Here is a 22186-nt window from a genome sequence, read left to right on the forward strand (position 1 = left end):
GCTTCTCCTATATTATGGAAACCGGAAAGCAGGATAGGCGATTGAGATACCGTGGCAACCGCAATAAAAAGGCCCCCGGCGAGCGTTTCGCCGAGGGCCTTTAGTGACCCAAGTCAAGGAGCCTGGGGGGATGGCTCCGATCTTGGTTCGGCATCTCGCCTTAGGAGCTACCCCTAGAAACGACCTGCATTCATGACCTTGGTGAAGGCTGCGACGAAGTCGTTCACGAACTTCTCGCCTGCACCGTTCTCCGCATAGACTTCCGCTTGTGCGCGAAGCTGCGAGTTGGAGCCGAAGATCAGGTCAGCGCGGGTTGCGCGGAACTTCTCAGCGCCGGTCTTGCGATCTGTGCCCACATATTCCTCATCGCCGGAGCCATCGACCGGGGTCCATTTGGTGCTCATGTCGAGAAGGTTGGTGAAGAAGTCCGTGCTGAGCACGCCCGGACGGTCGGTGAAGACACCGTGGCCGGTGTTGCCGCTGACCGCACCCAAAGCGCGAAGACCGCCGACCAGAACGGTAAGCTCTGGAAGTGAAAGGCCCAAAAGGTGCGCCTTGTCGATCATCATGTCTTCAGTTTTCACCGAGAGCTTGGTCTTCAGATAGTTACGGAAACCATCGGCAAGCGGCTCAAGCGGCTCGAAGCTCTCTGCATCGGTTTGCTCAGCGCTTGCATCGCCGCGGCCACCGGTGAACGGTACGCTTACGGTGAAGCCAGCGTCGGCTGCCGCTTTCTCAACTGCTGCGTTACCAGCAAGTACGATCGCATCAGCAACCGAGATAGAGCCACGAAGCTCTTCGATCTTGGCAAGAACGTTTGAAAGCTCTGCTGGATCGTTTGCTGCCCAATCGTTTTGCGGTGCCAAGCGAACACGTGCGCCGTCTGTACCACCACGGTGGTCAGAGTTGCGGTATGTGCTGCCTGATGCCCAAGCTGCTTTCACAAGCTCGCTGACCGACAGGCCAGAGGCGAGGATTGCTGCTTTAAACGCGTCCGCTTCAGCTGCCGAAGGCGCCGTGCCAGCAGGCACTGGATCTTGCCAGATCAGGTCTTCTGCTGGAACTTCTGGGCCTTGGTAACGAGTCTTTGGACCCATGTCCCGGTGGCACAGTTTGAACCATGCACGCGCAAATGCATTGTCGAGCTGCTCTGGGTTCTCAAGGAAGCGCTTCGAAATTTTCGCGTATTCCGGATCGCGCTTAAGAGCCATATCAGCCGTGGTCATCATGGTTGGGACCTTCTTGTTCGGGTCCCGCGCATCTGGTGCCATGTCTTCTTCAGACTGATTGATCGGCTGCCACTGGTTTGCGCCAGCGGGGCTTTGCACGAGCTCATAGTCGTACTTGAACAGCAGACGGAAGTAGTCGTGGCTCCACGATGTTGGGTTGTTCGACCAGGCGCCTTCGATGCCTGAGGTCGTGATGTGACCCTTGGCGATTTCATCGGCGTCGGTCAGCCAACCAAAGCCTTGCTGGTGCAGAGCTTCGCTTTCAGGCGACTCTGAGAAAGTGTCCGATGGCTGTGCGCCGTGCGCCTTACCAAAGGCGTGACCACCAGCAGTAAGAGCGACGGTTTCCTCGTCATTCATCGCCATATTGGCAAAGGTGCGACGCATATCGCGGGCCATGCCTTCGGCATCGTGCGGATTCCCGCCTGGACCTTCTGGGTTCACATAGATGAGACCCATTTGGATCGCTGCGAGTGGGTTTTCGAGCTCCATTTCCTTGTCAGGCTGGATGCGAGTTTCAGCGCCGGTGTCGACCCATTGGTCTTCCGTGCCCCAATACACCATTTCTGGCTCGTAGACGTCTGGGCGACCGCCGCCGAAGCCAAAGACGGGCCCGCCCATGCTTTCGATCGCAACGTTACCAGCAAGCACGAAAAGGTCAGCCCAGCTGATGCCTTTGCCGTATTTCTGTTTGATCGGCCAAAGAAGACGGCGCGCCTTGTCGAGGTTGCCGTTGTCTGGCCAGCTGTTGAGCGGCGCAAAACGCTGTTGACCTGAACCTGCACCGCCGCGGCCATCACCTGTGCGATAAGTGCCAGCTGCGTGCCATGCCATGCGGATGAAGAACGGGCCGTAGTGACCATAGTCCGCAGGCCACCAGTCCTGATCATCAGTCATCAGGGCCGTCAGGTCTGCTTTCAACGCGCTGTAATCAATCGCATTGAAAGCAGCGGCGTAGTCAAAGTCTTCGCCATAGGGGTTGGCGGATTTGCCTTGCTCGGTCAGAAGTCCAAGGTCGGTTGCCTCAGGCCACCAATCTTTGTTCTGGCGGCCCAGCAGCGTGCGGCTTGCGCCGTCGCCGTGGAATGGGCAGCCGCTGATATCACCGGTCTTCGCGTCCATTGTCTCTTCTCCTTAGGGGTCGTTAGGGATCATTACGCCCGACTCGTCGGCGGGAGCTCTGACCCCTCACTGATTGAAATGAATGCCCCGGTCCAATCGATTAAACTGTCGAGATTGATTGCAAATTCCGATGACGCGATGGGTATTCTTGCAGATCGCGAAGCATCAGCGAACGAGCACAACTCAGTCGCAACCTTCAATCGGATTTCGAGAAAAAGAGGAACCGGAAGCCGCCGTAACCGCAAAGGGGGGTAAGGGGAGGGAGCCAGCAGGCTTCCGGTTCTTTAGGGCGCAAACCCAAACTTGGTTGGGCTTGGCCGAGTTGGAGGGACGATCCGGCGGGGAGAGGGGGGATTAGCCGGTAACGTCAGTATCGGGTGGGGTGGACCCGATGCATTCTGAAATAGGGGAATCCGTCTGCAATGGAAGTTGAGAGTTGCGATCAATGCAATCGAAAAAACTGATGTAACCTATTCGGGGTTTCGTGTTCGCGAGCCCCATACCCGGGTGCTGCGGATAAGACAATCGCGATCTAGGGGACGTGACAACTATGGATAGCCTTGCAGAACAGTATTTTAGACTACTCACTATTGGGTGCGGCGGCCGCTTTGTATGGCAAGACTTCAAGATCGTTCCGTTCCAACTGGGCCAAAACTTCTTCCCAGCCCCATTTCGTTCGCCAACCCATCTGTGCCTGAGCAGCGCCGGGATCGTAAACCCGATCGATTGATCGCGGCAGATCCCAACCGCGAGTGGCGAATGCTCTGGCGAGTTTGGGAGCTCGTGCCCGGATGATGGCGGGGGCATCGCTTACAAGTCCTTCGCAGTCCTCGCGGGTGAAGGGTGTTGCCCCCGATAAAATGAACCGCGTGAAAGCTGGTCCCTTATGGTCAAGCGCAAGTCTGTGCCCTTCTCCCACATCACGAGCATCCACGCCGCGATGAAGGCGGTAGGTTGCCATAAGGGCTGCATTCTCAGGAAAGCAGCGCGACATGCGCAGCACGCGAACCGGCAGGTCAATAGTTGCCAACGCTTCCAGACGCTCTTCGCCAGCAAGTTTGCTGCGGTGGTAGATGCTCTTGGGCAAGGGGGCGGTCGTCTCATCGACCCATGTGCAGTTCGCTGGCACAATCGCGTGACCATAAAGCGCGGTGGTAGAGGTGTAGACGTAGCGTCCAACTCCACTCGCGCGCGCCCATTCATAGAGTTGCCCGGTCGCCTGTACATTGACGCGTTCAAACTCATCATCGGAGACTTCGCCTACATGCGGCGCGTGGGGGCCAGCAGTGTGAATGACTGCATCCGCGCTTTCCAGCAGCGGTCGCATTGTCCCCTCATCAGCGCAGTCACCCATTACCTGCGTTGTTGAGAAGGCATGAGTATCAACGCCAATCACCTCATGCTCGGGAGCAAGACTGCCGAAGATGGCGCGACCAATGCGGCCCGAGGAACCGGTGAGGATGATCTTCATGTGGTGGGTCTTGCCACAATCATACTGGTGCGGAAAGCTATCTGATGATCTTCGTTGTCGCCTCTCGAATAGAGGCACGCGCAACCATTCGCATCGATGCTACCCGTTCGGGGGGTAATCCCCAATTCCCCATGCTTTGAACTCCTGAAGCCGCGACATAGGCCTGCCAAAGCGCAAACCGGAATGGGTCGACTGGCAAAGCTTTTTGGTAGGATTCGCTAAACTGGGCCGCGCCCTCTTGACCGTAGAGATAGCTTAGTTCGAGGCACGCGCAGGCCACATCAGAGATCGGATCGCCAAGGCCAGCATCCTCCCAATCGATCACCGCTGCGACAGCATTATTTTTCCAGATGATATTCTGCGGCCAGTAATCTCCGTGGAGCAGCGAAATTCGACTGGTTGATGGACAATCGCCGAGCAAACGCAAGGCTGCTCGTAACCGGTCCCATTCAGCATCTTCTCCCAGAAAGCCAAGCAGCTCCGGCACTGGGTCACTCCGTGGCGGAAGCGCAGGAAGAGCCGCGGTGTCTGATTGATGAATCGCGACCAATTGTTGCGCCATCGCGTCAATGCGCTCACCCACGCAGTCTGAGGGAATCTCAGTTGAGCCCTCGACATACTCGAGCAGCACATAAGGGTGCTCCAAGATCGCATTGCTTTCGTCCTTGTCCAGCGGTTCCGGAACCGGAAGGCTGGCCGAGGCTAAAGCGCGCAGCAAATCAAATTCAGTGCCTAGAGGAAGGCCACAGTGCCGTTTCCCGTGCGCGCGCAAAACAAGTTTTCGCGGCGTGCCATCCGCAAGAATGAGTTCCAAAAGTGACACATCGGCGCTAACACCGCCGGCGAGAGCGCTAAATGACTGAAGCTGTGCTCCAGGAAAGTGGTGCGCGATCAACCGCTCAAGGGTTCGCTTAGCGGTCACATCCGCCTCAACCCATTTGCGCGCGGTGCAGCAATTTTTGATCGGCCAGCACCAGCGCCATCATTGCTTCGACCACTGGAGCGCCCCTAATGCCTACACAGGGGTCATGCCGGCCTTTGGTGCGCACTTGTGTCGCCTCCCCGTCAGAGGTGACGGTGTCGACAGGTGTCAGGATTGAAGAGGTTGGCTTAAACGCGACCCGGCACACCACAGGCTGACCCGTGGAAATGCCGCCAGCCGTACCGCCTGCATGATTGCTGGCATAGACGGGTTTGCCGTCTTCACCCGGCGTCATTGCATCGGCATTTTGCTCACCCGTCAGGCGGGCTGCTTCAAAACCATCGCCAATCTCAATGCCCTTCGTCGCGTTGATCGTCATCATGGCTGCGGCAAGCTCGCTGTCTAGTTTCGCGTAAACAGGCGCGCCCCATCCTGCCGGGACACCTTCTGCCACGCACTCGACCACCGCGCCCAATGACGAGCCACTTTTGCGCGCACCATCAACCAATTCCTCCCAGCGCTTGGCAGCCCAACTGTCAGGGCAGAAGAAGGGGTTCTTGGTGATGTTCTCATAGATAATCGCATCGCGGTCGATTGTGTCGCCGCCGATTTCGCAGACGAATGCCGTGATTTTGACCTCGGGGATAACCAACCGTGCGATTGCGCCAGCGGCCACGCGTGCGGCGGTCTCCCGCGCACTCGATCGGCCGCCACCGCGATAATCGCGAATGCCGTATTTGGCATCATAGGTGTAATCGGCGTGGCCCGGACGGTAGCTTTTGGCGATCTCTGAATAGTCTTTTGAGCGCTGATCGGTGTTCTCGATCATCAGATGAATCGGCGTGCCCGTTGTGACCTGTTCGCCCGCATCATCGGTAAAAACGCCTGACAAGATGCGAACCTGATCCGCTTCCTGCCGCTGTGTGGTGTATTTGCTTTGCCCCGGACGGCGCGCATTCATATAGGGCTGAATGTCCTTCTCGGTAAGCGGGATATTCGGCGGGCAGCCGTCAATAATCGCGCCCAATCCCGGCCCGTGGCTCTCTCCCCAAGTGGTAAAGCGGAAGACCCGCCCGAAGGTGTTATAACTCATAAGGGCAAGCCAATAGCGCGTGAGGACCTTTTGTCGAGAGGATCACTTGCGCAAAACGGCCAGTTGGCTCTGGCGCTTGCCGGGCGTTTCCTTCAAGAACAAAACGCGCTCAAGCCGCTAAGCGGTAGCGCCAAGGAAGACGTATGATTGCAAAGCTTTCCGGCAGGCTGGATTCCATTGGCGAGGATTGGGCCATCGTCGATGTGCAAGGCGTGGGCTATCTGGTCCACTGCTCTGCGCGCACCTTGTCGGCTTTGGGCGAGGTGGGCGAGGGCTGCACGGTCCACACCGATATGCAGGTGTCGGAGAACGACATGCGCCTGCTTGGCTTTGCCCAAAGTGCAGAGCGCGATTGGTTCCGCCTTTTGACACAAGTGCAGGGCGTGGGCTCCAAGGTGGGCTTGGCGATCCTCTCCGCGCTCTCGACCGGCGAATTGCGCGATGCCTGTGCCAGCGGCGATGCGGCCAGCGTGGCGCGCGCGAACGGCGTGGGGCCAAAGCTTGCGGGGCGGATCGTCAATGAGCTGAAGGACAAGGCAGGCGCGCTTCCAGGTGGCGGTATGGCTGGCGCTGGCGTGGGCGGTGCAGCTCCCAAAGGCGGCGCGAGCGCAGATGCGGTTAGCGCTTTGGAGAACCTCGGGTTTAAGCCAGCGATTGCGGCGCATGCGGTGTTGCGGGCGGTGGAGGAACTGGGCGAGGGTGCGAGCGAGGGCGACTTGATCCGCGTGGCGCTGAAGAAGGCGGCTGGGTGATGGGAGGCCACACCCTTACTCGTCATCCTGGACTTGTTTCAGGATCCATCCTGCCTCCCACTCTGTTCCAGCGGAGGCAAGCCGAGCCCGACGGTCAGGTCATGCCAATCGGGGTTCTCGCTCTCGATCAAATTGATCTTCCATTGGCGTCGCCAATTCTTGAGCTGTTTCTCCCGTGTGATCGCGGAGGGCATGTCGCCAAACATCTCATATCGAACGAGCCGGTGGACTTTGTGTCGCGAAGTGAAGCCCTCGACGGCGCCCTCACGGTTCTGCCAAAGCCGTTTGATCAGGTCGCTTGTGACACCGATGTAGAGCGTCCCGTAGGGTTTGCTGGCAAGGATATAGACGCACGGGTTCCGCTCAATGGGCATGGCTCAGAGCGTTACGCGAAATGGACCCTGAAACAAGTTCAGGGTGACGAAATTGGCAAAGCATCCCGATTAAAACCCCGTCATGCTGAACTCGTTTCAGTATCCATTTGTCAGCTTGATGCGGAGAGAACGGGATGAAGTTCCTCCGCAAACAATCAGCCACTCAAGCCTTTGAAAAAGAGCTCATGGAACTCTTGATCGGATTGTATGTCCGATTGGAGAGAGATACCAGCCAGTGGTCTGTTCTTATTGGCCAAGACTTTGTTATAACAACGCTCAGCTGGCGTTTGATTGGTGCAAAGAGCATCATCGTTACGGACGAAGACGATGGCCATAAGTTCGGCCTACCTGAACCAGTCGATGCAAAAGTGCAGGCTAACGACGCGCTGAACGGATACGTGATAAGTAGACTGGACATTGATCGAAAGACCGGAGATTTGAGCATTCAAGTGGGCGATGGGCTAATCTTCCAGATAGTTTCTTCATCAAGCGGGTACGAAATCTGGCAGGTATATCGCAAAGGTGAGTTCTTCGGTGTCGTTGGAAGTGGGGGGCTATATTGACCGACGCTGACCCACCCATCCACTCAGGCGAGAACCAGCCCGGCGATCCGGACACAGCTCTGCGCCCAAAGCGCCTCGCTGAATTCATTGGTCAGGAGAGCGCCAAGGACAACCTCTCGGTCTTCATCGCCAGCGCTAAAGCTCGCGGGGAGGCGATGGATCACACCTTGTTCCATGGGCCGCCGGGGCTTGGAAAGACCACGCTTGCTCAGATCGTCGCGGGCGAGCTGGGTGTGGGTTTTCGCTCTACGTCAGGCCCCGTGATCGCCAAGGCCGGAGACCTTGCAGCGCTGCTCACAAACCTTGAGCCCCACGACGTCCTTTTCATCGACGAAATTCACCGATTGAACCCGGTGGTGGAGGAGGTGCTCTACCCCGCGATGGAGGACCGCGCGCTCGACATCATCATCGGGGAAGGGCCTTCTGCGCGCAGTGTTCGGATCGACTTGCCGCCCTTCACTTTGATCGGCGCGACCACCCGCCAAGGGCTGCTGACAACGCCTTTACGCGACCGTTTCGGCATCCCCGTGCGCCTCCAGTTTTACTCCCATGATGAACTTGATTTGGTGGTGACGCGTGCAGCGAACCTGCTGGGGTTGGACATTGAGCCTGCAGGCGCGCGTGAGATTGCGCGTCGCTCGCGCGGGACGCCGCGTGTGGCAGGTCGCTTGCTCCGGCGGGTGAGAGACTTTGCTCAAGTGGCAGGGCAAAGCACCGTCACGCAGGCAATCGCCGACAATGCGCTGACCCGGCTTGAGATCGACCGGCTGGGACTGGACGCGATGGACCGGCGGTATCTCACTATGATTGCGACCACTTACAAAGGCGGTCCCGTGGGCGCAGCGGCGCTGACCGCAGGGCTCGCCGAGCAACGCGACACGGTCGAAGAAGTGATCGAGCCCTACCTTATTCAGTTGGGTCTAATTGCACGAACAGAGCGTGGCCGTATGCTTAATGATGCCGGGTGGGAGCACCTTGAAATGGCCAAACCGATTCTTCGCGGGAACCCCACGCAGAGCGGCCTGTTCGATGAAAACGGCTAACATTGCGGTTAATTTCGGTTCCAAAACGGGACAGCGAACCTGAAAACATCCCCGATCCGCTCCCTTAGGGTGCTGAAGCGGCCTCCGAACATGGTTAACCGCGTTGCGGTGAAGCGAATTACAAGACCATCATAGTTTTGGATTTGGTGAAGGTGCGGACCGGCTGCGCCTGACCATTACAAGCTAAGGTTCGGTTTTATGTCGATCAAAATGGTAACAGCTAAGCTCGCGGCAACCGCTGCCGGCGTTGCGCTTCTGCAGGGTGGGGCGGTTCGGATGGCCGAGCCGATGAACACCGATGAGCCACGTTTCGCCTCCGATGCGGATGGCAAGCTTGTGGACTCCAAAGCGCTCCCCGTGGCTCAGCCGATCGGCGAGCCGCGTTATCTAAAGACGCAAGGGGTGGCTCAGCCACGTTACGTGAAGACGGACCGTGCCCGCGAATTGCCGCCTCTTCCTGAGGTGGAGCCTGACCGTCGTCGTCGCATTGTTGAGCGCACCATTGAGTGCCAACCAGTGCCGGGCGGCTACGCGCCTTCAGGTGCGACTGGTGCGGTTGCCGGTTCCGCACCTCTGCCCGACGGCGCAGTCAACGCCTATTTCGATGACGCGGAATGCCCACCGATTGCCCAGGTCGCATATGCGCCTGCTCCGCTTCCACCCCTTCCGCCTATCCGCGGCGGCGGTGGCGGCTTTGGCGGTCCAATCGCTGTTGGTGGCGGGCTCGGCGGATTTGGTGGTGGTTTCGGAGGAGGTTTCCTAGGCGGTTTCTTTGGCGGCGGAGGCGGCGGTGGATCGTCTTCGGGCGATGTCTCTATCTCAACCACAACCGGAGGGTCAGGTGGTTCTGGCGGTTCTAGCACCAGCACCAGCGGCGGCAGCACCAGCACCGGTGGCGCCAGCACATCGGGTGATGTGAGCACCTCAGGCGGTACAAGCTCGGGCGGAACGCCGACAAGCACGACGACAACGACGACGACAACCACTACCTCAGGGAATGTATCGTCCTCAGGTAATGTCTCAAGCTCGACCACTTCGGGCAACGTTTCAACTTCGACTTCGGGCAACGTTTCAACTTCGACTTCGGGCAATGTTTCGAGCACTACGTCGACGACCTCTGGCAACGTCTCAAGTTCCACGACTTCAGGGAATGTGTCGAGTACATCGACGACCTCAGGAAACGTATCGAGTACGTCTACGACCTCGGGGAATGTATCGAGCACGAGCAGCACGTCGGGCAATGTCTCAAGCACGAGCACGACCTCCGGCAACGTGTCGAGTACAAGCACGACATCCGGCAACATCTCCAGCACGTCAGGCAATGTCTCGAGCACCAGCACCGGTGGAGGCTCATCGTCGAGTTCTTCCTCCTCGTCCTCCAGTAGTTCGTCCTCATCAAGCTCTTCGAGCGGCGGTAGTTCGGGCAATATGGGCGGGACCAGCTCTGGTAACATGGACGGCACTAGCGGAGGCTCAGGTTCGTCTTCCTCCAGCAGCAGCTCTTCTTCCTCGTCGAGCTCTTCAGGCGGGAGCAGTGGTGGCAACACCAGTGGGGGTTCAGGCTCCTCATCGTCTTCCAGCTCAAGCTCTTCTTCGAGCAGCTCGTCTTCTTCGGGCGGCGGAAGTTCAGGCGGTGCGACCAGCGGCGGCAGCTCGGGCAACTTCAGCAGCTCAACCAGCTCGTCCAGCAGCTCCTCGTCGAGTTCTTCGTCATCGTCTTCGGGCGGTGCAAGCTCCGGCGGCTCGAGCAGCTTTGGTGGCAGTTCTTCGTCTTCGAGCTCAAGCTCTTCTTCGAGCAGCAGTAGCTCTTCTGGCGGTGCATCGAGCACAACATCAGGCGGCACTTCCGGGCATCCTGGTGGCAGCACCGGCGGTTCAACCAGCTTTGGCGGCTCGTCCTCATCCAGCTCAGGCTCCTCCTCATCAAGCGGCAGTTCTTCAGGCGGCTCCGGCGGTTCTAGCAGCTTTGGCGGCAGCTCAGGCTCCTCGTCTTCGTCTAGTTCAAGCTCTTCCTCGAGCAGCAGCTCGTCGGGCGGTTCTGGTGGTTCAACCAGCTTTGGCGGTAGTTCCAGCTCTTCGTCTTCTGGCTCAAGTTCGTCGTCCAGCAGCAGTTCGGGTGGCACATCTGGAGGCTCAACGAGTACTTCTTCCAGTGGCAGCTCAAGCTCCTCGACTTCGACCAGCTCGGGCGGAAGCACGAGCTTTGGCGGAACAACCTCGACCTCAGGTTCTTCGTCAAGCAGCTCAAGCTCTAGTTCTTCAAGCTCCAGTTCAAGTGGCGGCACATCGACCAGCAGCGGCGGCACCGACGTTCCAGCTCCGCCAATGATGATCCTGTTTGGCCTTGCCGCAGGTGCGATCCTTTCGCGCAGAGCACTCGGCAAAAAGATGGCCGGTGGAAGTCAAGGTGCCGAAGTCTAAACGCTCCTAAAAGGGCGGCTAACAAAAAAGGCGGCTTTCCAACTCGGGAAGCCGCCTCTTTTAGTGATGAATTGGAACTCTGATCTAACCGCCAGTGTCTGGCTCTAGGCCTCTGCCAGAGCGTTGCATGCCCTGCGTCGCATCTCGGCTGCGCTGTCGCATCGATTCCCATTCTTTTTGAGTTCCGCAAAGGCGTTTCTTAAAGCGAGAACCGACAATGGCAGTCCGACGACAAATGATCTTGTCCTCGTCATTCACAACGGGCTCTTCTGAGACGACCGAGGCCTCTGGCTCGGCGAGCGCGACTTCGGTAACATCTGCGGTTCTCTCAGGAGCCGGGGGTGCTTCCGGGGCGGAGACAGGTGGCGCGGCCTGAACTGACGCGAGCAAACCGGCAGTTAAGACTGATGAAATGAGCATTTCGAGTATTCCCCCTAATGAAGTGCCTGATATCTGGCATATGCCAAATCCGTCCTAATTCATTGCTTTCGCAAAACCAGTTGTGTTCGACCAAGTGTCAATACCTGCGCACCGGTGGTTTCTTAAGCGTCATTACCTCGACGGCGCCCGCAGTTCTCCCGCATTATGCGCTTCAAGGTGAGCGAACTCATACCCAAAAGGTGCGTTCGACGGTGCGTCCTTTCCATCATTGCCGCTCGGTGCGCAGGCAGAAATTGCCAGCGCCATCAGAGTGCAGAATGTGAGGCGTCTAATCATAAGTAGAATGCTGGTCCCTTAAGCAGCAAGCTTTCTCAAAACGTAATGGAGGATGCCGCCATTGCGATAATATTCCATCTCATTTTCAGTATCTATACGGCAAAGTGCTGTGAATGTGAAGTTTGAACCATCCGCTCTTGCCGTCTCGACTTCAACATCTTGACCGGGTTTAAGGCTTGCGAGACCCTTAATCGAGAAGGTGCAATCGGCATCGAGATCTAGGCTTTGGCGCGTGTCACCCTCTTTGAACTGCAAGGGGAGAACGCCCATGCCCACGAGGTTTGAACGGTGAATACGCTCATAGCTCTCAACAATGACTGCGCGCACACCGAGCAAGATCGTGCCTTTGGCAGCCCAATCGCGTGACGAGCCAGTGCCATATTCCTTGCCGCCAACCACGATAAGCTGCGTGCCGTTTTCCTTATGACGCATCGCTGCGTCATAGATCGGCATTTGCTCGCCATTGTAGGTGGTGACGCCGCCTTCAATTCCGGGGGTCATCTCGTTTTTGATGCGGATATTGGCAAAGGTGCCGCGCATCATCACATCGTGATTACCTCGGCGCGAGCCATAGGAGTTGAAGTCCTTTCGAGCGACCTGATTGCCTTTGAGATAGGAGCCAGCAGGGCTGTCTTCCTTGATCGCACCAGCAGGTGAGATGTGATCGGTCGTCACACTATCGCCAAGGATAGCAAGCGGCTTTGCATCGACGATGTCGGTGATCGGTGCAGGCGTCATCTCCATGCCTTCAAAGTACGGCGGATTGGCGATGTAGGTGGAGCCTGCGCGCCACTGATAGGTGTCGGAGGGCTCAACCGTGATCGCCTGCCAATGCTCATCGCCGTCAAACACGTTGGCATAGCGGTCAACGAACATGGAACGATCAATATTGGCCGCGCGGTGCTCAGCGATTTCGGCATTGGAAGGCCACAGGTCTGCGAGCATGACGTCATTACCGTCTTGGTCTTGGCCAAGCGGTGTTTCGGTGATGTCTTCAGTCACAGTGCCTTTGATCGCATAGGCGACCACCAGCGGCGGGCTGGCCAAGAAATTTGCGCGAACGTCAGGCGACACGCGGCCTTCGAAGTTGCGGTTGCCTGAAAGTACGGAGGCAGCGACAATATCATTGCCGTTGATGGCTTGGCTGATGGGCGCCGCGAGAGGGCCCGAGTTGCCAATACAGGTTGTGCAGCCATAGCCCACGAGGTCAAAGCCTACCGCGTCGAGGTCATCCTGAAGCCCTGACTTCACAAGGTAGTCTGTTACCACCTGGCTGCCCGGAGCAAGTGAGGTTTTTACCCAGGGCTTTGGCCGCAACCCGCGCTCATTTGCCTTCTTGGCAACGAGGCCGGCGGCAATCAGAACATCTGGGTTCGATGTGTTGGTGCAGCTGGTGATCGCCGCAATCACAACATCGCCATCGCCGATATCGTGATCGGTATCAGCCACATCTACGCGTGCCGGTTCGCTCTTCTTATAGACCTTCTCAAGGTCATCATTGAACAGCTCATCCACCATCGGGAGCGTCATCCGATCCTGCGGGCGCTTTGGTCCGGCAAGGCTTGGCACCACGGTCCCGACATCAAGCGAAAGCGTGTTGGAGAACACCGGCTCATTCGCTGGATCAAACCACATGCCTTGGGTCTTGGCGTAGGCTTCGACCAGAGCGATTGTGTCCTCAGACCGGCCTGTTAGGCGCATATAGTCGATCGTCTTGTTATCGATCCCAAAGAAGCCACAGGTCGCACCATATTCGGGCGCCATATTGGCGATGGTAGCACGGTCAGCGAGGGTGAGGTTCGCAACGCCCTCTCCGTAAAACTCGACAAAGCGGCCGACCACGCCGACTTCGCGCAGCATCTGCACACAGGTGAGTACAAGGTCGGTCGCGGTCACACCTTCGGCCATTTTGCCGGTAAGCTTAAAGCCGACGACTTCCGGGATCAGCATCGAAATCGGCTGGCCCAGCATGGCAGCCTCTGCCTCAATCCCGCCTACGCCCCAGCCAAGAACACCAAGCCCGTTGATCATGGTGGTGTGGCTGTCGGTGCCCACGCATGTGTCAGGATAGGCGACCAGTTCGCCGTTTTCGTCTTCGCTCGACCACACGCCGCGGCCGATATATTCAAGGTTCACCTGATGACAGATACCCGTGCCAGGAGGAACGGCGGAGAAGTTTTCAAAGCTCTCCGCGCCCCATTTGAGGAAGTCATAGCGTTCTGCATTGCGCTCATATTCGAGCGCCATATTGGCTTCCATCGCTTTGGGGTGGCCAAACTCATCGACCATCACAGAGTGATCGATCACAAGGTCAACGGGCACTTGTGGATTGATCTTGGCCGTGTCTCCGCCAAGTTTCTTGATCGCATCGCGCATGGCGGCCAAGTCCACAACGCAAGGAACGCCGGTGAAGTCTTGTAAGAGCACGCGGGCAGGGCGGTATTGGATCTCCTCGCCCGTCACTGGGTTCGCCTGCCAGTCGATGATGCCCTGAATATCTTCGCGCCCAACGGTGAAACCGCCATCCTCAAAGCGCAGCATGTTCTCCAGAAGCACCTTCATCGAAATCGGCAATTTCGACACATCGCCCATTTGCTCGGCTACTTTTGCAAGCGAGTAAAAGGCGTAGGATTTGCCGTTCACATCTAAGGTGGAGCGTGTGTTGAGGCTGTCTTTGCCGGTAGCGGTCATGAGCGTAGTGTCCCTTTGGCTGGCCCCACGTACATCTCCTGTCCGCGAGGCGACATTTCCTGCAAATGATCTGGGCAAGGTAGGCCACCAGGTCAAGGCAAAGCCTTGAATGGGCTAGGTCTGGGCAGCCTCGGCCTTGCCAGTCTGCCCTTTTCGTGTAGCCAGCCAGCAACCGGTCACAATCAAGAGTGTTCCAGCGAGAGTTGGGACTGTGACGGTCTCGCGGAAAAAGGCCCATCCGAGAACACTCGCCCAGATGAACCCAGAGTACTCGATCGGAACCAGTGCCTGTGCTTCGGCCCGTGCGTAAGCCCAGGCCAGTGACATGGCACCGAGCACGGTGAGCATGCCCGCTGAGACCAGGGGTACGAGCGCTTCGGTTTCAATCGGCGTGGCCAGGAAGGGTGCGAGCGCGAGCAACACAATGCCGCCTACGCCGCTGTGAAAGGTCGCAACTTCAACTGGCCCCGCCAGTTGCGACTGCTTGCGGATCACAATGAAATTGTAGGCATAGAGCATGGCAGAGAAGAGCAATGCGGCGAGGCCCAAAGCAACATCATCGTCAAAATTGCCCTGGCCAATTTTGCCGCTGATTATGACCAGAGTGCCTGCGAAGCCCAACAGGCTCGCGAAAATCGCCTTGGCATGGATTTCTTCGCCCAAAAGTATACGTGCAAGATAGAGCGCAATCAGAGGCGCAACGAAGCTGATCGCAATCGCTTCTGCCAGTGGAAGTTTCGTGAGCGAATAGAAGAAGCTCAAAGCCATAATGGCGCTGATTATTCCGCGCTCTAAATGCAGTTTCATGGTTGGACGGTCAGGCCAACCCGTGCGTTTCCAAAGCCAGACAGGAGCGATGATCGCTGCTCCAATGAGCGAACGCAGCACCGTTGCGGTGTATGTGCCCGTGGTGAGCGCAGCCTCTTTCATAAAGGCATCCATCATCGACAAGAACCCCACGCCTGCCAGGGCAGCGGCGAATGGGAGCCAAGGAGCGGATGATAGGGACCGTGACATTGTCGGTGCTCTCTAGTCACCTCTTGGCGTGCAGTCACGTGGATCAGTGCTATCCGTGTCGGGACAAGTTTTCACGGCCGATTCATCGCGAGGAAAGCTCTTGCAGTTGATAGCAGGGGCAAAGACACGATATATTCACCGTAACAGGGTTCGAACGTGGTCTAAATGCTCACATTGAGCAGGCTATATTGGGTGGAAGAAATGCACAAACGGGTAGGCACTGTCATGATTGGATGGGTCGGAGCGGCAGCTTTGGCCACGGGTGCGCTTGCCCAAGAGGAGCAGGTTGATCAGACACAGCCCGCAACTGAAGCTGATGCCCCGTCCGAAACTCCATCCGATACAAACTTCGACGAAGCATTCCCGCAAATGGTGTCTGAGCCGCTGGTGCAGGGCGATTTGGCGCCTCCCGGGCCCATCATTGAAAGTTGGGAACCCGAACAGGTCACGGCCCTTGTCGCGTTTATCGAAGGGATCGGGGCTGAGGGACTGGACCCAGCTGACTACGATGCCGAGGCGCTGAGGGCATTGGCTGCGGAAGGGCCTTCTGAAGCGCTCGACCAGCTCGCCTCAAAGAACTTTGTCTGGCTGGTTGAGGATCTGCGCGATGGGCGCACGCCGATGGAAGCTCGGGTGCAGTGGTTCGTGGTCGATCCCGACCGTGACCGGTTCCGTTCACGCGAACTCTTGGCTGAAGCCATAAGCACCAGCGATATCGCTGGAACGCTCGCCAAGCTTCACCCCACTCACCCTGACTACGCCGCCCTACGAGCAGCGCTGGCCGTGACCCCTATGGAGAATGCCGAAAAGCACAAGCTTATCCGGGCCAATATGGACCGCTGGCGTTGGCTTGCGCGTGATCTGGGCAACCAATATCTGATTACCAATGTGCCGGAATTTCAACTGCGCTTGACCGTCGCCGACAAGATCATCAGCACTTATCGCACTGTCGTCGGCAAACCTGGCCGCACCGCTACTCCGCAATTGGCCGAAGTTGTTTCAGGCGTTGTCTTCAACCCCACCTGGACCGTGCCCCAATCCATCGTGAAGGGCGAAGGGCTGGGCCAACGCGTGCTCAATAATCCGTCATGGGCGCGCTCGAAAGGCTATCGCGCAACCCGGCACGAGAGCGGCTGGATCAGCGTTGTACAACAACCCGGACCCACCAATTCGCTGGGCCGGATGAAGCTGGAGATGCCTAACCGCCACGCGATTTTCTTTCACGATACGCCCTCACGCCATTTGTTCAACAACGACATGCGCGCGCTTTCACATGGTTGCATCCGCACCGAGCGGGCTCTCGAACTCGCGATCACTATGGCAATACTTGGCAAAGGTGCGACACGCGATGAGGCGGTCGAGATCGCGACCTCCGGTGAGTACACCAAGGTGATGATTGAAAAGAAGATGAGCGCCTATATCACCTATTTCACCATGGGTGTGGACATTGATGGCGAGCTTCGGACCTTTGACGACATCTATGGCCGAGATGCGCCGGTACTGGCGAGCCTCGACAAACCGCGAGTTCAGAAGCGCTCGGGCGAGAGCGATGATGAAGTTATCGTGATCGAGAACAACCCGCTGGCGGGTTAGCCCAGCTTAGAACGCCCCTGGTACGTACCTCTGCATGGCACTCGGATTGTCAGGTGTCAGCATTTGCAAGTTCGGCTTGTTTAGCGCGAGCTGCTGTTCGCGGGACAGCATCGCGCCATCTTCCTGTATGCCAAGACTGTCAGTGTAGAGCAGCCGTCCGCCGGAAAGGTTCAAGAGGACGTGCCGGAAATCGTCGGTCCCAAAGACAAAGCACCCTTGTGAGCGGCCCATTTTGCCCCAGCGTTGCAAATGTGAAGGCTCGGCATAAGCCGCGCGGTGCATCACAATATAGCGGCGCAGTGCTGCTTCATTGGTGGGCTCCAGCCCACCAAGTCGAACAGATGTGCCATACCGCCCCTGATACCACTCCCAAGTGACATAGGCCCCGCGGCTACTTGCATGGGAGCCTTCCTCATTGGAGTAGCTATCGAGCCAGCCGTCATGGTTGCGATCAGAGCCAGACCCATGACTTACATGGAAAGCCTGAACCTCTTCGAGCCTTAGATTGACCAGATAAAAGCGTCGCTGTGCTGAATGCACGCCGTAGTCACAAATGCCGACAATATCGCGCCGCCAGATGGCATCGCCTGCCTTATCGAGCTCTCGCTTCGCCACTTCGAACAATGTCCGGTCAAGTGGTGTTCCTGCGCGCGGCCTTGCGGCCAGTTTCGCTGGTAATGCTGGGAGCGCGGCCGACCCGACCAGCGCAACGCCGGTGGCCAGAGAACCCTTCAAGAGATCGCGGCGATTCATATCGGACATACTATCTAACGGATAATGACGTTCCCGTGAATCCCCAAAAATCCTTAGTCTACCCTCTCGTGAATGGCTTTGGCGGCCATGCCCAATTTGATGACTCCGGGCATATTGGTCTTAATTTTGAGGGCGATATCGGAAAGCGCTTCAAGCCTAGGGTTGCCTTCCGCCATCATCCTCGCAATCGCTGGCCCCGTAGGATGCAACCGGCTCTTGGCATTGAAAGCATTGGTCTTTTCATTACCAGAGAGGATCGCCGTGCTCATCAAATTGGACATCACCGCGTAAGGATAGGTTTCCGTGCTGTCGGTGAGCGGGGTTGGCGGGGTGAGATTATTCTTCTCTTGGTCCGTTTCGAAATTGGCCTCGATAAATGCTGCCATCGCGGCGCTGTATGGGACGAAGGGCGACTGCACAAGCTGTAGAGTGATCGTGTCGCCGTCAAAGAAAGGACGGGTCTTGTCGCGCTGTTCAAACGGCACAGCGCTGGCGGTGCAATTGATGAAAAGCGTGCCTTCGGGCATATCCACGCTTTCCCGGCCAAACACCATGGCCGAAGGCTCCAACGCGGTCACTCGCCTGTTACGATGGACCTTGGTGATGTGCCTTAGCAGGGCCACTTCGGCCTCAGAAATGACTGCAAAGTGGAACATTTTGGGTGTCACGCTCTCATCGATCCGCAGCATCGTGCCGCGCTCATCAAGCTTGGCAAACATCTCATCGCCGGTCTCAGATTCATTGGCGCATTCGACCAGATCGACCTGGAACTGCACCAAATCCTCAAGCCGGTGATAGGCAGGCTGAAGAAGCTTGCGGTTGAACATCCAACTGTCGCGCGGACGCACCCAGTCGATCTTGTCGGCTGGCACACCCGCCTCAAGCAACCAAACGGCTGTGTCCATAGCGGTCTTGCCGCCACCGATGATGCAATAGTGCTGAGGCAGATTATCTGTCTCCATCCAGAGCTTCGGCAAGTCTCCGGGCACCGCAAAACGCGTGCCTTCGGCAATATCAAAGCCCGGCGTGTGCGTCGCGGGGACGCTGGTCTTGAACCATGTGCCATCGACCAGCTTGCGACGCACAACAAAACTGTGTTCTTCGCCTGATAGGATACTGCGGGCGCTGTGCCGCCCACCCCGGCCGCTTAGATACTCGGTCAAAGGTAAATAGGTGACCCGACCACTCGGCACCAAACGCTCGGTCATCAGCTTGCTGTAATAGGAAAGGATCTCTGCATGTTTCGCGAGTGGATACATGCCAGCGTTGTGGCCATGCTCATCTACTCGGTCTGGGCACATCTCCATCGAGTTGACGCCGTAGGTGGCGCTAGGCTGGTGCAGGGCGACGAAGGAATAGGCATCGTTCCAATGCCCGCCGGGCCGTGCGTGCTTGTCGATTATCGTAATGTGGCAATCGGGATCTTCATCGAGCAATGTATCGACAAAGGCCAAACCCACAGCGCCTGCGCCAATGACAAGGTAATCGGTTTCTTGGGACCTCATGCGCGCATTTTCCTTTGGGACCTAAGGGTTTGCTATGGTGCCTCTCGAATCACGAAAGAGACCAGATATGCTGTACCTAACACGCCTCAGAACCGTTTTTGCGAGTTTTTGCATGTTAGCTGCCGCAACCGCTGCGATGGCTCAGGAAGGTGAAGCTCAAGTGAGAGAGGATGCAGGCTCGCAGAGTTACGAGGTATCTTTGACTGAGCTAAAGATTGTGCGCAGCAGCCGGACGGATGTGCCTGGTACAATCACGGTAGAAACAGCCGAAATCCCTGAGCAGCCTACGCGGATACTCGATCAACGGGGCGCAGAGCGGATGATGCGCAATGAGGGCGTGACGCTGCAATGGATCGATTGGGAAGAGCGTGGCCCAGTTTGGGTGGGCGTGACAGAAACCGGAAATTGGTCGCTTTTAGGTGGGCAAAGGGGCGAGGATGGTAGCTTGCTCGAACTAGAGGGGTTTGTAACGGAGATTGGCTCTGACTATTTCATTTATGAAGGAACGATCAAAATTCGTGGTGCTCCCGATGCGGATCGGGGATGTGGCAGAACTAAGCAGTGGCGCTTTGAGGTGACGCAGAACCGTTCCTACTATCGTCTGCGTGAATTTGAGTGGTGCGACAGTCTGACCGACTACATCGACATATACTTCCCACCAAGCCTTCGGTGAGAATAGTGCCTAACTCCCGCTCAGCACCATGCGGTTGCCTTCGATCTGGACCGAGCTGATCTGGCCCAAATAGGACTGGCCCAGAAGAGAGATATCAAGGCCTTGAGGCACGATCATCGCCCTCACATTGCGCCGTGTGAACCCACCGACATCGACAACTTCGAGCTGTCGCTCAACGCCATAAACGGTGCCGCTGGCACCGCGTGCGACAGGGCTAACCTCACTTTGATCCCAGTATATGCCAGCTGCACGTGCATCCGATCCGGTAAGCGCAATCACACTGGCACCGGTGTCGACTAACATGCGGAGGCTTGCGCCATTCACGGTGGTGCTGGCGTAGAAATGCCCATCATATTCGCGCGACAAAGTGTGGGTGCCGGCGTTCCAATCACTTGTTCCGGCGGTTCCGCTTTGGGCAACTGCACTGCGCGGGACCCAATCGCCGCCATTGGGCGAACCATTGCCGTCAAAGCTCCCAGCGACAAGCGCTGCGAAGAGGCAAATTCCTGCAGTTAGGGCGAGCGAACGTCCAATCATGGCAGCAACGTCTAGGGCAAAAGGTTTAAGACGCTCTAAATCTCGCGTTTTGTGCAGCGTTCTCATGGGCCATGGCGAGCATTGAGCGGGCGTGGCGTGCAGCCACTTCTCGCTGATCGTCGCCGTAACCTCCGCCCAATGCAGAGGCTATAGGAAGGCCCCGTTTTCTTGCTTCGCGCACAACAAAACGGTCGCGCTCAATCAACCCTTCGCTCGTCAGTGCAAGGCGGCCCAGTTTGTCGCCTTCGTGGGGATCGACACCAGCCTGGTAGAAAACGAAATCAGGTGCAAATCCTTCCAAAAGCTTGGGTAAATGGTTTTGAAGGACCGTCATATAGGCCGCGTCTGCCGTGCCATCTGGAAGGCCGATATCGAGATTGGAGCGTGCTTTGCGCACCGGAAAATTCTTCTCGGCATGGACGGAAAAGGTCACGATGTCCTCGCGCCCCGCGGTTAGACTGGCGGTGCCATCGCCTTGATGGACATCGAGGTCGACAATGAGAATGCGCTTCGCATCGCCCTTCGCGATCAAGCGATTAGAAGCGACGGCGAGGTCGTTGAAAACGCAATACCCGGCGCCTGTGTCTGCAAGCGCATGGTGGCTCCCCGCAGCGCTATTGGCAGCATAGCCGTGTTGCTTAGCGAGCTTTGCCGCGAGCCATGTACCTCCATTGGTATGACGCACCCGGTCGCGGATCGCTTCGGTGACTGGAAAGCCAATACGCCGTTCTTTGGCGTGGGGGACTTCTGCGCGGAGAACTTCATCGACATATTCAGGATCATGGACCGCTTCGAGCCATTCGCGCGGGCAGGGATCGGGGGCATGTTCGGTGATAGCGCGACCGGCACTTCGCAACTCTTCCATCACCAGGAAATACTTGTCGAACTTGAACGTGCCCCGCTCAGGTCGAGGCGCCATGTAGTCGGGGTGATGGACGACGTGGAGCAGGGTTACGCGCCCTTATCCGCCATGGTCACCAGCTCACCGTAAATCTCATCTTCGCTGCGGCTGGCAGTGTTGCGCCAGCTTTGAGCGGTTTCTGCATTGAGTGCTTCACCCTCGTGCGAAACCACCAACACGAGCGGCGTGCCTTCCTGTTCTCCAATGCCGAAGCGGTTGAGAAGATGCTGATTATGGCCATCACCGGCTTGTGGGTAGCCAACATTGATAAAGACCAGCTCGTAACGCTGTTCGATCATGCCGCCGATCCGCTCGCTTTGTGTCCACCCAGCAAAGGCGCGGCTGTCATGGCACCAGTTGGCACCAAAAGCGATGAGGACGTGAACTTGCCGCTCCTGCGCGCGCTTCAAAGCAGCGTCCACCGCCGCGCCCGCATCAATAGACGCATCGTAAAGCCGTGCCTCAGGGTAGTCATGGTCCCCCTCTGCGCCCGCTACCACAGCGCCGCCGATCACCAGAATGGCGGCGAAAAGGCCTGACAATATCGCTTTGATCATTGTTCTTTGGGGCTTTCCTCGATTTCGATTCTGCCGATGGTGAGCTTGTCGATCCGTGCCTTGCGGATTCGCATCTTACCTATTGCGAGCCTACCGATTGCCAGCGCGCCAATCGCAAGGGCACCCAATGCAAGTGCTCCTATAGCGACTGCACCAGCACTTGTCCTGCCGACAGAAAGCGCTTCTGCTGAGGCTTGCTGAACCGCTGTGTCTTCACTCGATCCAGTCTCAAGGTTTCGGGCCTTGGCCATT

General features: G+C 57.4%; 20 protein-coding genes. 5 read left to right on the forward strand and 15 right to left on the reverse strand.

The genetic code is table 11. The features are described from left to right. Nucleotides 1-173 precede the first annotated feature (173 nt). The 4 genes from katG to aroC all read right to left on the reverse strand — a co-directional run bounded on the left by katG (nt 174) and on the right by aroC (nt 5837). Nucleotides 174-2351 carry a catalase/peroxidase HPI gene (gene katG / locus Q0778_RS11910; protein WP_298336321.1) on the reverse strand — a complete coding sequence of 726 codons (2178 nt, stop codon included), beginning with the start codon at nt 2349-2351 and terminating at the stop codon, nt 174-176. Between the two features lie 580 nt (nt 2352-2931). Further along, on the reverse strand, nt 2932-3822 hold the full coding sequence (locus tag Q0778_RS11915) for an NAD(P)-dependent oxidoreductase (protein ID WP_298336323.1): 891 nt from the start codon (nt 3820-3822) through the stop codon (nt 2932-2934). 37 nt (nt 3823-3859) lie between these two features. Beyond that, nucleotides 3860-4744, reverse strand: a complete 885-nt coding sequence (locus Q0778_RS11920) for an aminoglycoside phosphotransferase family protein (RefSeq protein WP_298336325.1) — start codon at nt 4742-4744, stop codon at nt 3860-3862. 7 nt (nt 4745-4751) lie between these two features. After that, entirely contained in the window at nt 4752-5837 is a 1086-nt protein-coding gene (gene aroC, locus Q0778_RS11925) for a chorismate synthase (protein ID WP_298336327.1), read from the reverse strand. Between the two features lie 143 nt (nt 5838-5980). Here aroC and ruvA point away from each other — a divergent pair, with 143 nt between their 5' ends. Further along, nucleotides 5981-6589: a Holliday junction branch migration protein RuvA gene (ruvA, locus tag Q0778_RS11930; RefSeq protein ID WP_298336329.1), complete on the forward strand. Its 609-nt coding sequence runs from the start codon at nt 5981-5983 to the stop codon at nt 6587-6589. Nucleotides 6590-6627: 38 nt separating this feature from the next. Here the strand turns inward: ruvA and Q0778_RS11935 are convergent, their stop codons facing one another. Then, on the reverse strand, nt 6628-6963 hold the full coding sequence (locus Q0778_RS11935; RefSeq protein ID WP_298336331.1) for a GIY-YIG nuclease family protein: 336 nt from the start codon (nt 6961-6963) through the stop codon (nt 6628-6630). Nucleotides 6964-7097: 134 nt separating this feature from the next. On the opposite strand from Q0778_RS11935, the gene Q0778_RS11940 reads away from it, so the two are divergent. Together Q0778_RS11940 and ruvB are read left to right on the forward strand one after the other, a co-directional pair. Continuing rightward, nucleotides 7098-7526 carry a hypothetical protein gene (locus tag Q0778_RS11940; protein WP_298336333.1) on the forward strand — a complete coding sequence of 143 codons (429 nt, stop codon included), beginning with the start codon at nt 7098-7100 and terminating at the stop codon, nt 7524-7526. Beyond that, on the forward strand, nt 7523-8569 hold the full coding sequence (gene ruvB / locus Q0778_RS11945; protein WP_298336335.1) for a Holliday junction branch migration DNA helicase RuvB: 1047 nt from the start codon (nt 7523-7525) through the stop codon (nt 8567-8569). Before Q0778_RS11940 ends, ruvB begins: the two co-directional genes overlap by 4 nt. Nucleotides 8570-9165: 596 nt before the next feature. Here the strand turns inward: ruvB and Q0778_RS11950 are convergent. From Q0778_RS11950 to Q0778_RS11965, 4 genes are all read right to left on the reverse strand, one after another. Continuing rightward, nucleotides 9166-10953 carry a hypothetical protein gene (locus Q0778_RS11950; protein ID WP_298336337.1) on the reverse strand — a complete coding sequence of 596 codons (1788 nt, stop codon included), beginning with the start codon at nt 10951-10953 and terminating at the stop codon, nt 9166-9168. 121 nt (nt 10954-11074) lie between these two features. Next, nucleotides 11075-11410 carry a hypothetical protein gene (locus Q0778_RS11955; RefSeq protein WP_298336339.1) on the reverse strand — a complete coding sequence of 112 codons (336 nt, stop codon included), beginning with the start codon at nt 11408-11410 and terminating at the stop codon, nt 11075-11077. Between the two features lie 315 nt (nt 11411-11725). Next, entirely contained in the window at nt 11726-14398 is a 2673-nt protein-coding gene (acnA, locus tag Q0778_RS11960; protein WP_298336341.1) for an aconitate hydratase AcnA, read from the reverse strand. 114 nt (nt 14399-14512) lie between these two features. After that, nucleotides 14513-15415, reverse strand: coding sequence for a DMT family transporter (locus Q0778_RS11965; protein ID WP_298300914.1), 903 nt, complete (start codon nt 15413-15415; stop codon nt 14513-14515). A 201-nt stretch (nt 15416-15616) separates the two neighbouring features. On the opposite strand from Q0778_RS11965, the gene Q0778_RS11970 reads away from it, so the two are divergent. After that, complete coding sequence (locus Q0778_RS11970; protein WP_298336343.1) at nt 15617-17008, forward strand: L,D-transpeptidase family protein; 1392 nt, start codon at nt 15617-15619, stop codon at nt 17006-17008. 6 nt (nt 17009-17014) lie between these two features. Here Q0778_RS11970 and Q0778_RS11975 read toward each other — a convergent pair whose 3' ends face one another. Both Q0778_RS11975 and Q0778_RS11980 read right to left on the reverse strand, forming a co-directional pair. Further along, nucleotides 17015-17770: a murein L,D-transpeptidase catalytic domain-containing protein gene (locus Q0778_RS11975; protein WP_298336345.1), complete on the reverse strand. Its 756-nt coding sequence runs from the start codon at nt 17768-17770 to the stop codon at nt 17015-17017. 44 nt (nt 17771-17814) lie between these two features. Then, nucleotides 17815-19266 carry an NAD(P)-binding protein gene (locus Q0778_RS11980; protein WP_298336347.1) on the reverse strand — a complete coding sequence of 484 codons (1452 nt, stop codon included), beginning with the start codon at nt 19264-19266 and terminating at the stop codon, nt 17815-17817. A 112-nt stretch (nt 19267-19378) separates the two neighbouring features. On the opposite strand from Q0778_RS11980, the gene Q0778_RS11985 reads away from it, so the two are divergent. Then, the gene (locus Q0778_RS11985; RefSeq protein WP_298336349.1) at nt 19379-19939 is read left to right on the forward strand and encodes a hypothetical protein; all 561 of its coding nucleotides are present in this window, start codon (nt 19379-19381) and stop codon (nt 19937-19939) included. A 9-nt stretch (nt 19940-19948) separates the two neighbouring features. Here Q0778_RS11985 and Q0778_RS11990 read toward each other — a convergent pair whose 3' ends face one another. The 4 genes from Q0778_RS11990 to Q0778_RS12005 are packed head-to-tail and all read right to left on the reverse strand — an operon-like array spanning nt 19949 to nt 22185. After that, a complete protein-coding gene (locus Q0778_RS11990; protein ID WP_298300926.1) occupies nt 19949-20476 on the reverse strand; it encodes a TIGR02281 family clan AA aspartic protease in 528 nt (175 codons plus the stop codon). Between the two features lie 25 nt (nt 20477-20501). Next, nucleotides 20502-21395, reverse strand: coding sequence for a histone deacetylase (locus tag Q0778_RS11995; protein ID WP_298336351.1), 894 nt, complete (start codon nt 21393-21395; stop codon nt 20502-20504). A gap of 32 nt (nt 21396-21427) precedes the next feature. After that, nucleotides 21428-21934 (reverse strand): thioredoxin family protein, encoded by a 507-nt coding sequence (locus Q0778_RS12000; RefSeq protein ID WP_298336353.1) that lies wholly within the window; start codon nt 21932-21934, stop codon nt 21428-21430. Beyond that, entirely contained in the window at nt 21931-22185 is a 255-nt protein-coding gene (locus Q0778_RS12005) for a hypothetical protein (protein ID WP_298336355.1), read from the reverse strand. The genes Q0778_RS12000 and Q0778_RS12005 overlap by 4 nt, the downstream gene beginning before the upstream one ends. Nucleotide 22186: the final 1 nt, after the last annotated feature.

This window comes from uncultured Erythrobacter sp., from assembly GCF_947502395.1.
Taxonomy (GTDB): Bacteria; Pseudomonadota; Alphaproteobacteria; order Sphingomonadales; family Sphingomonadaceae; genus Erythrobacter.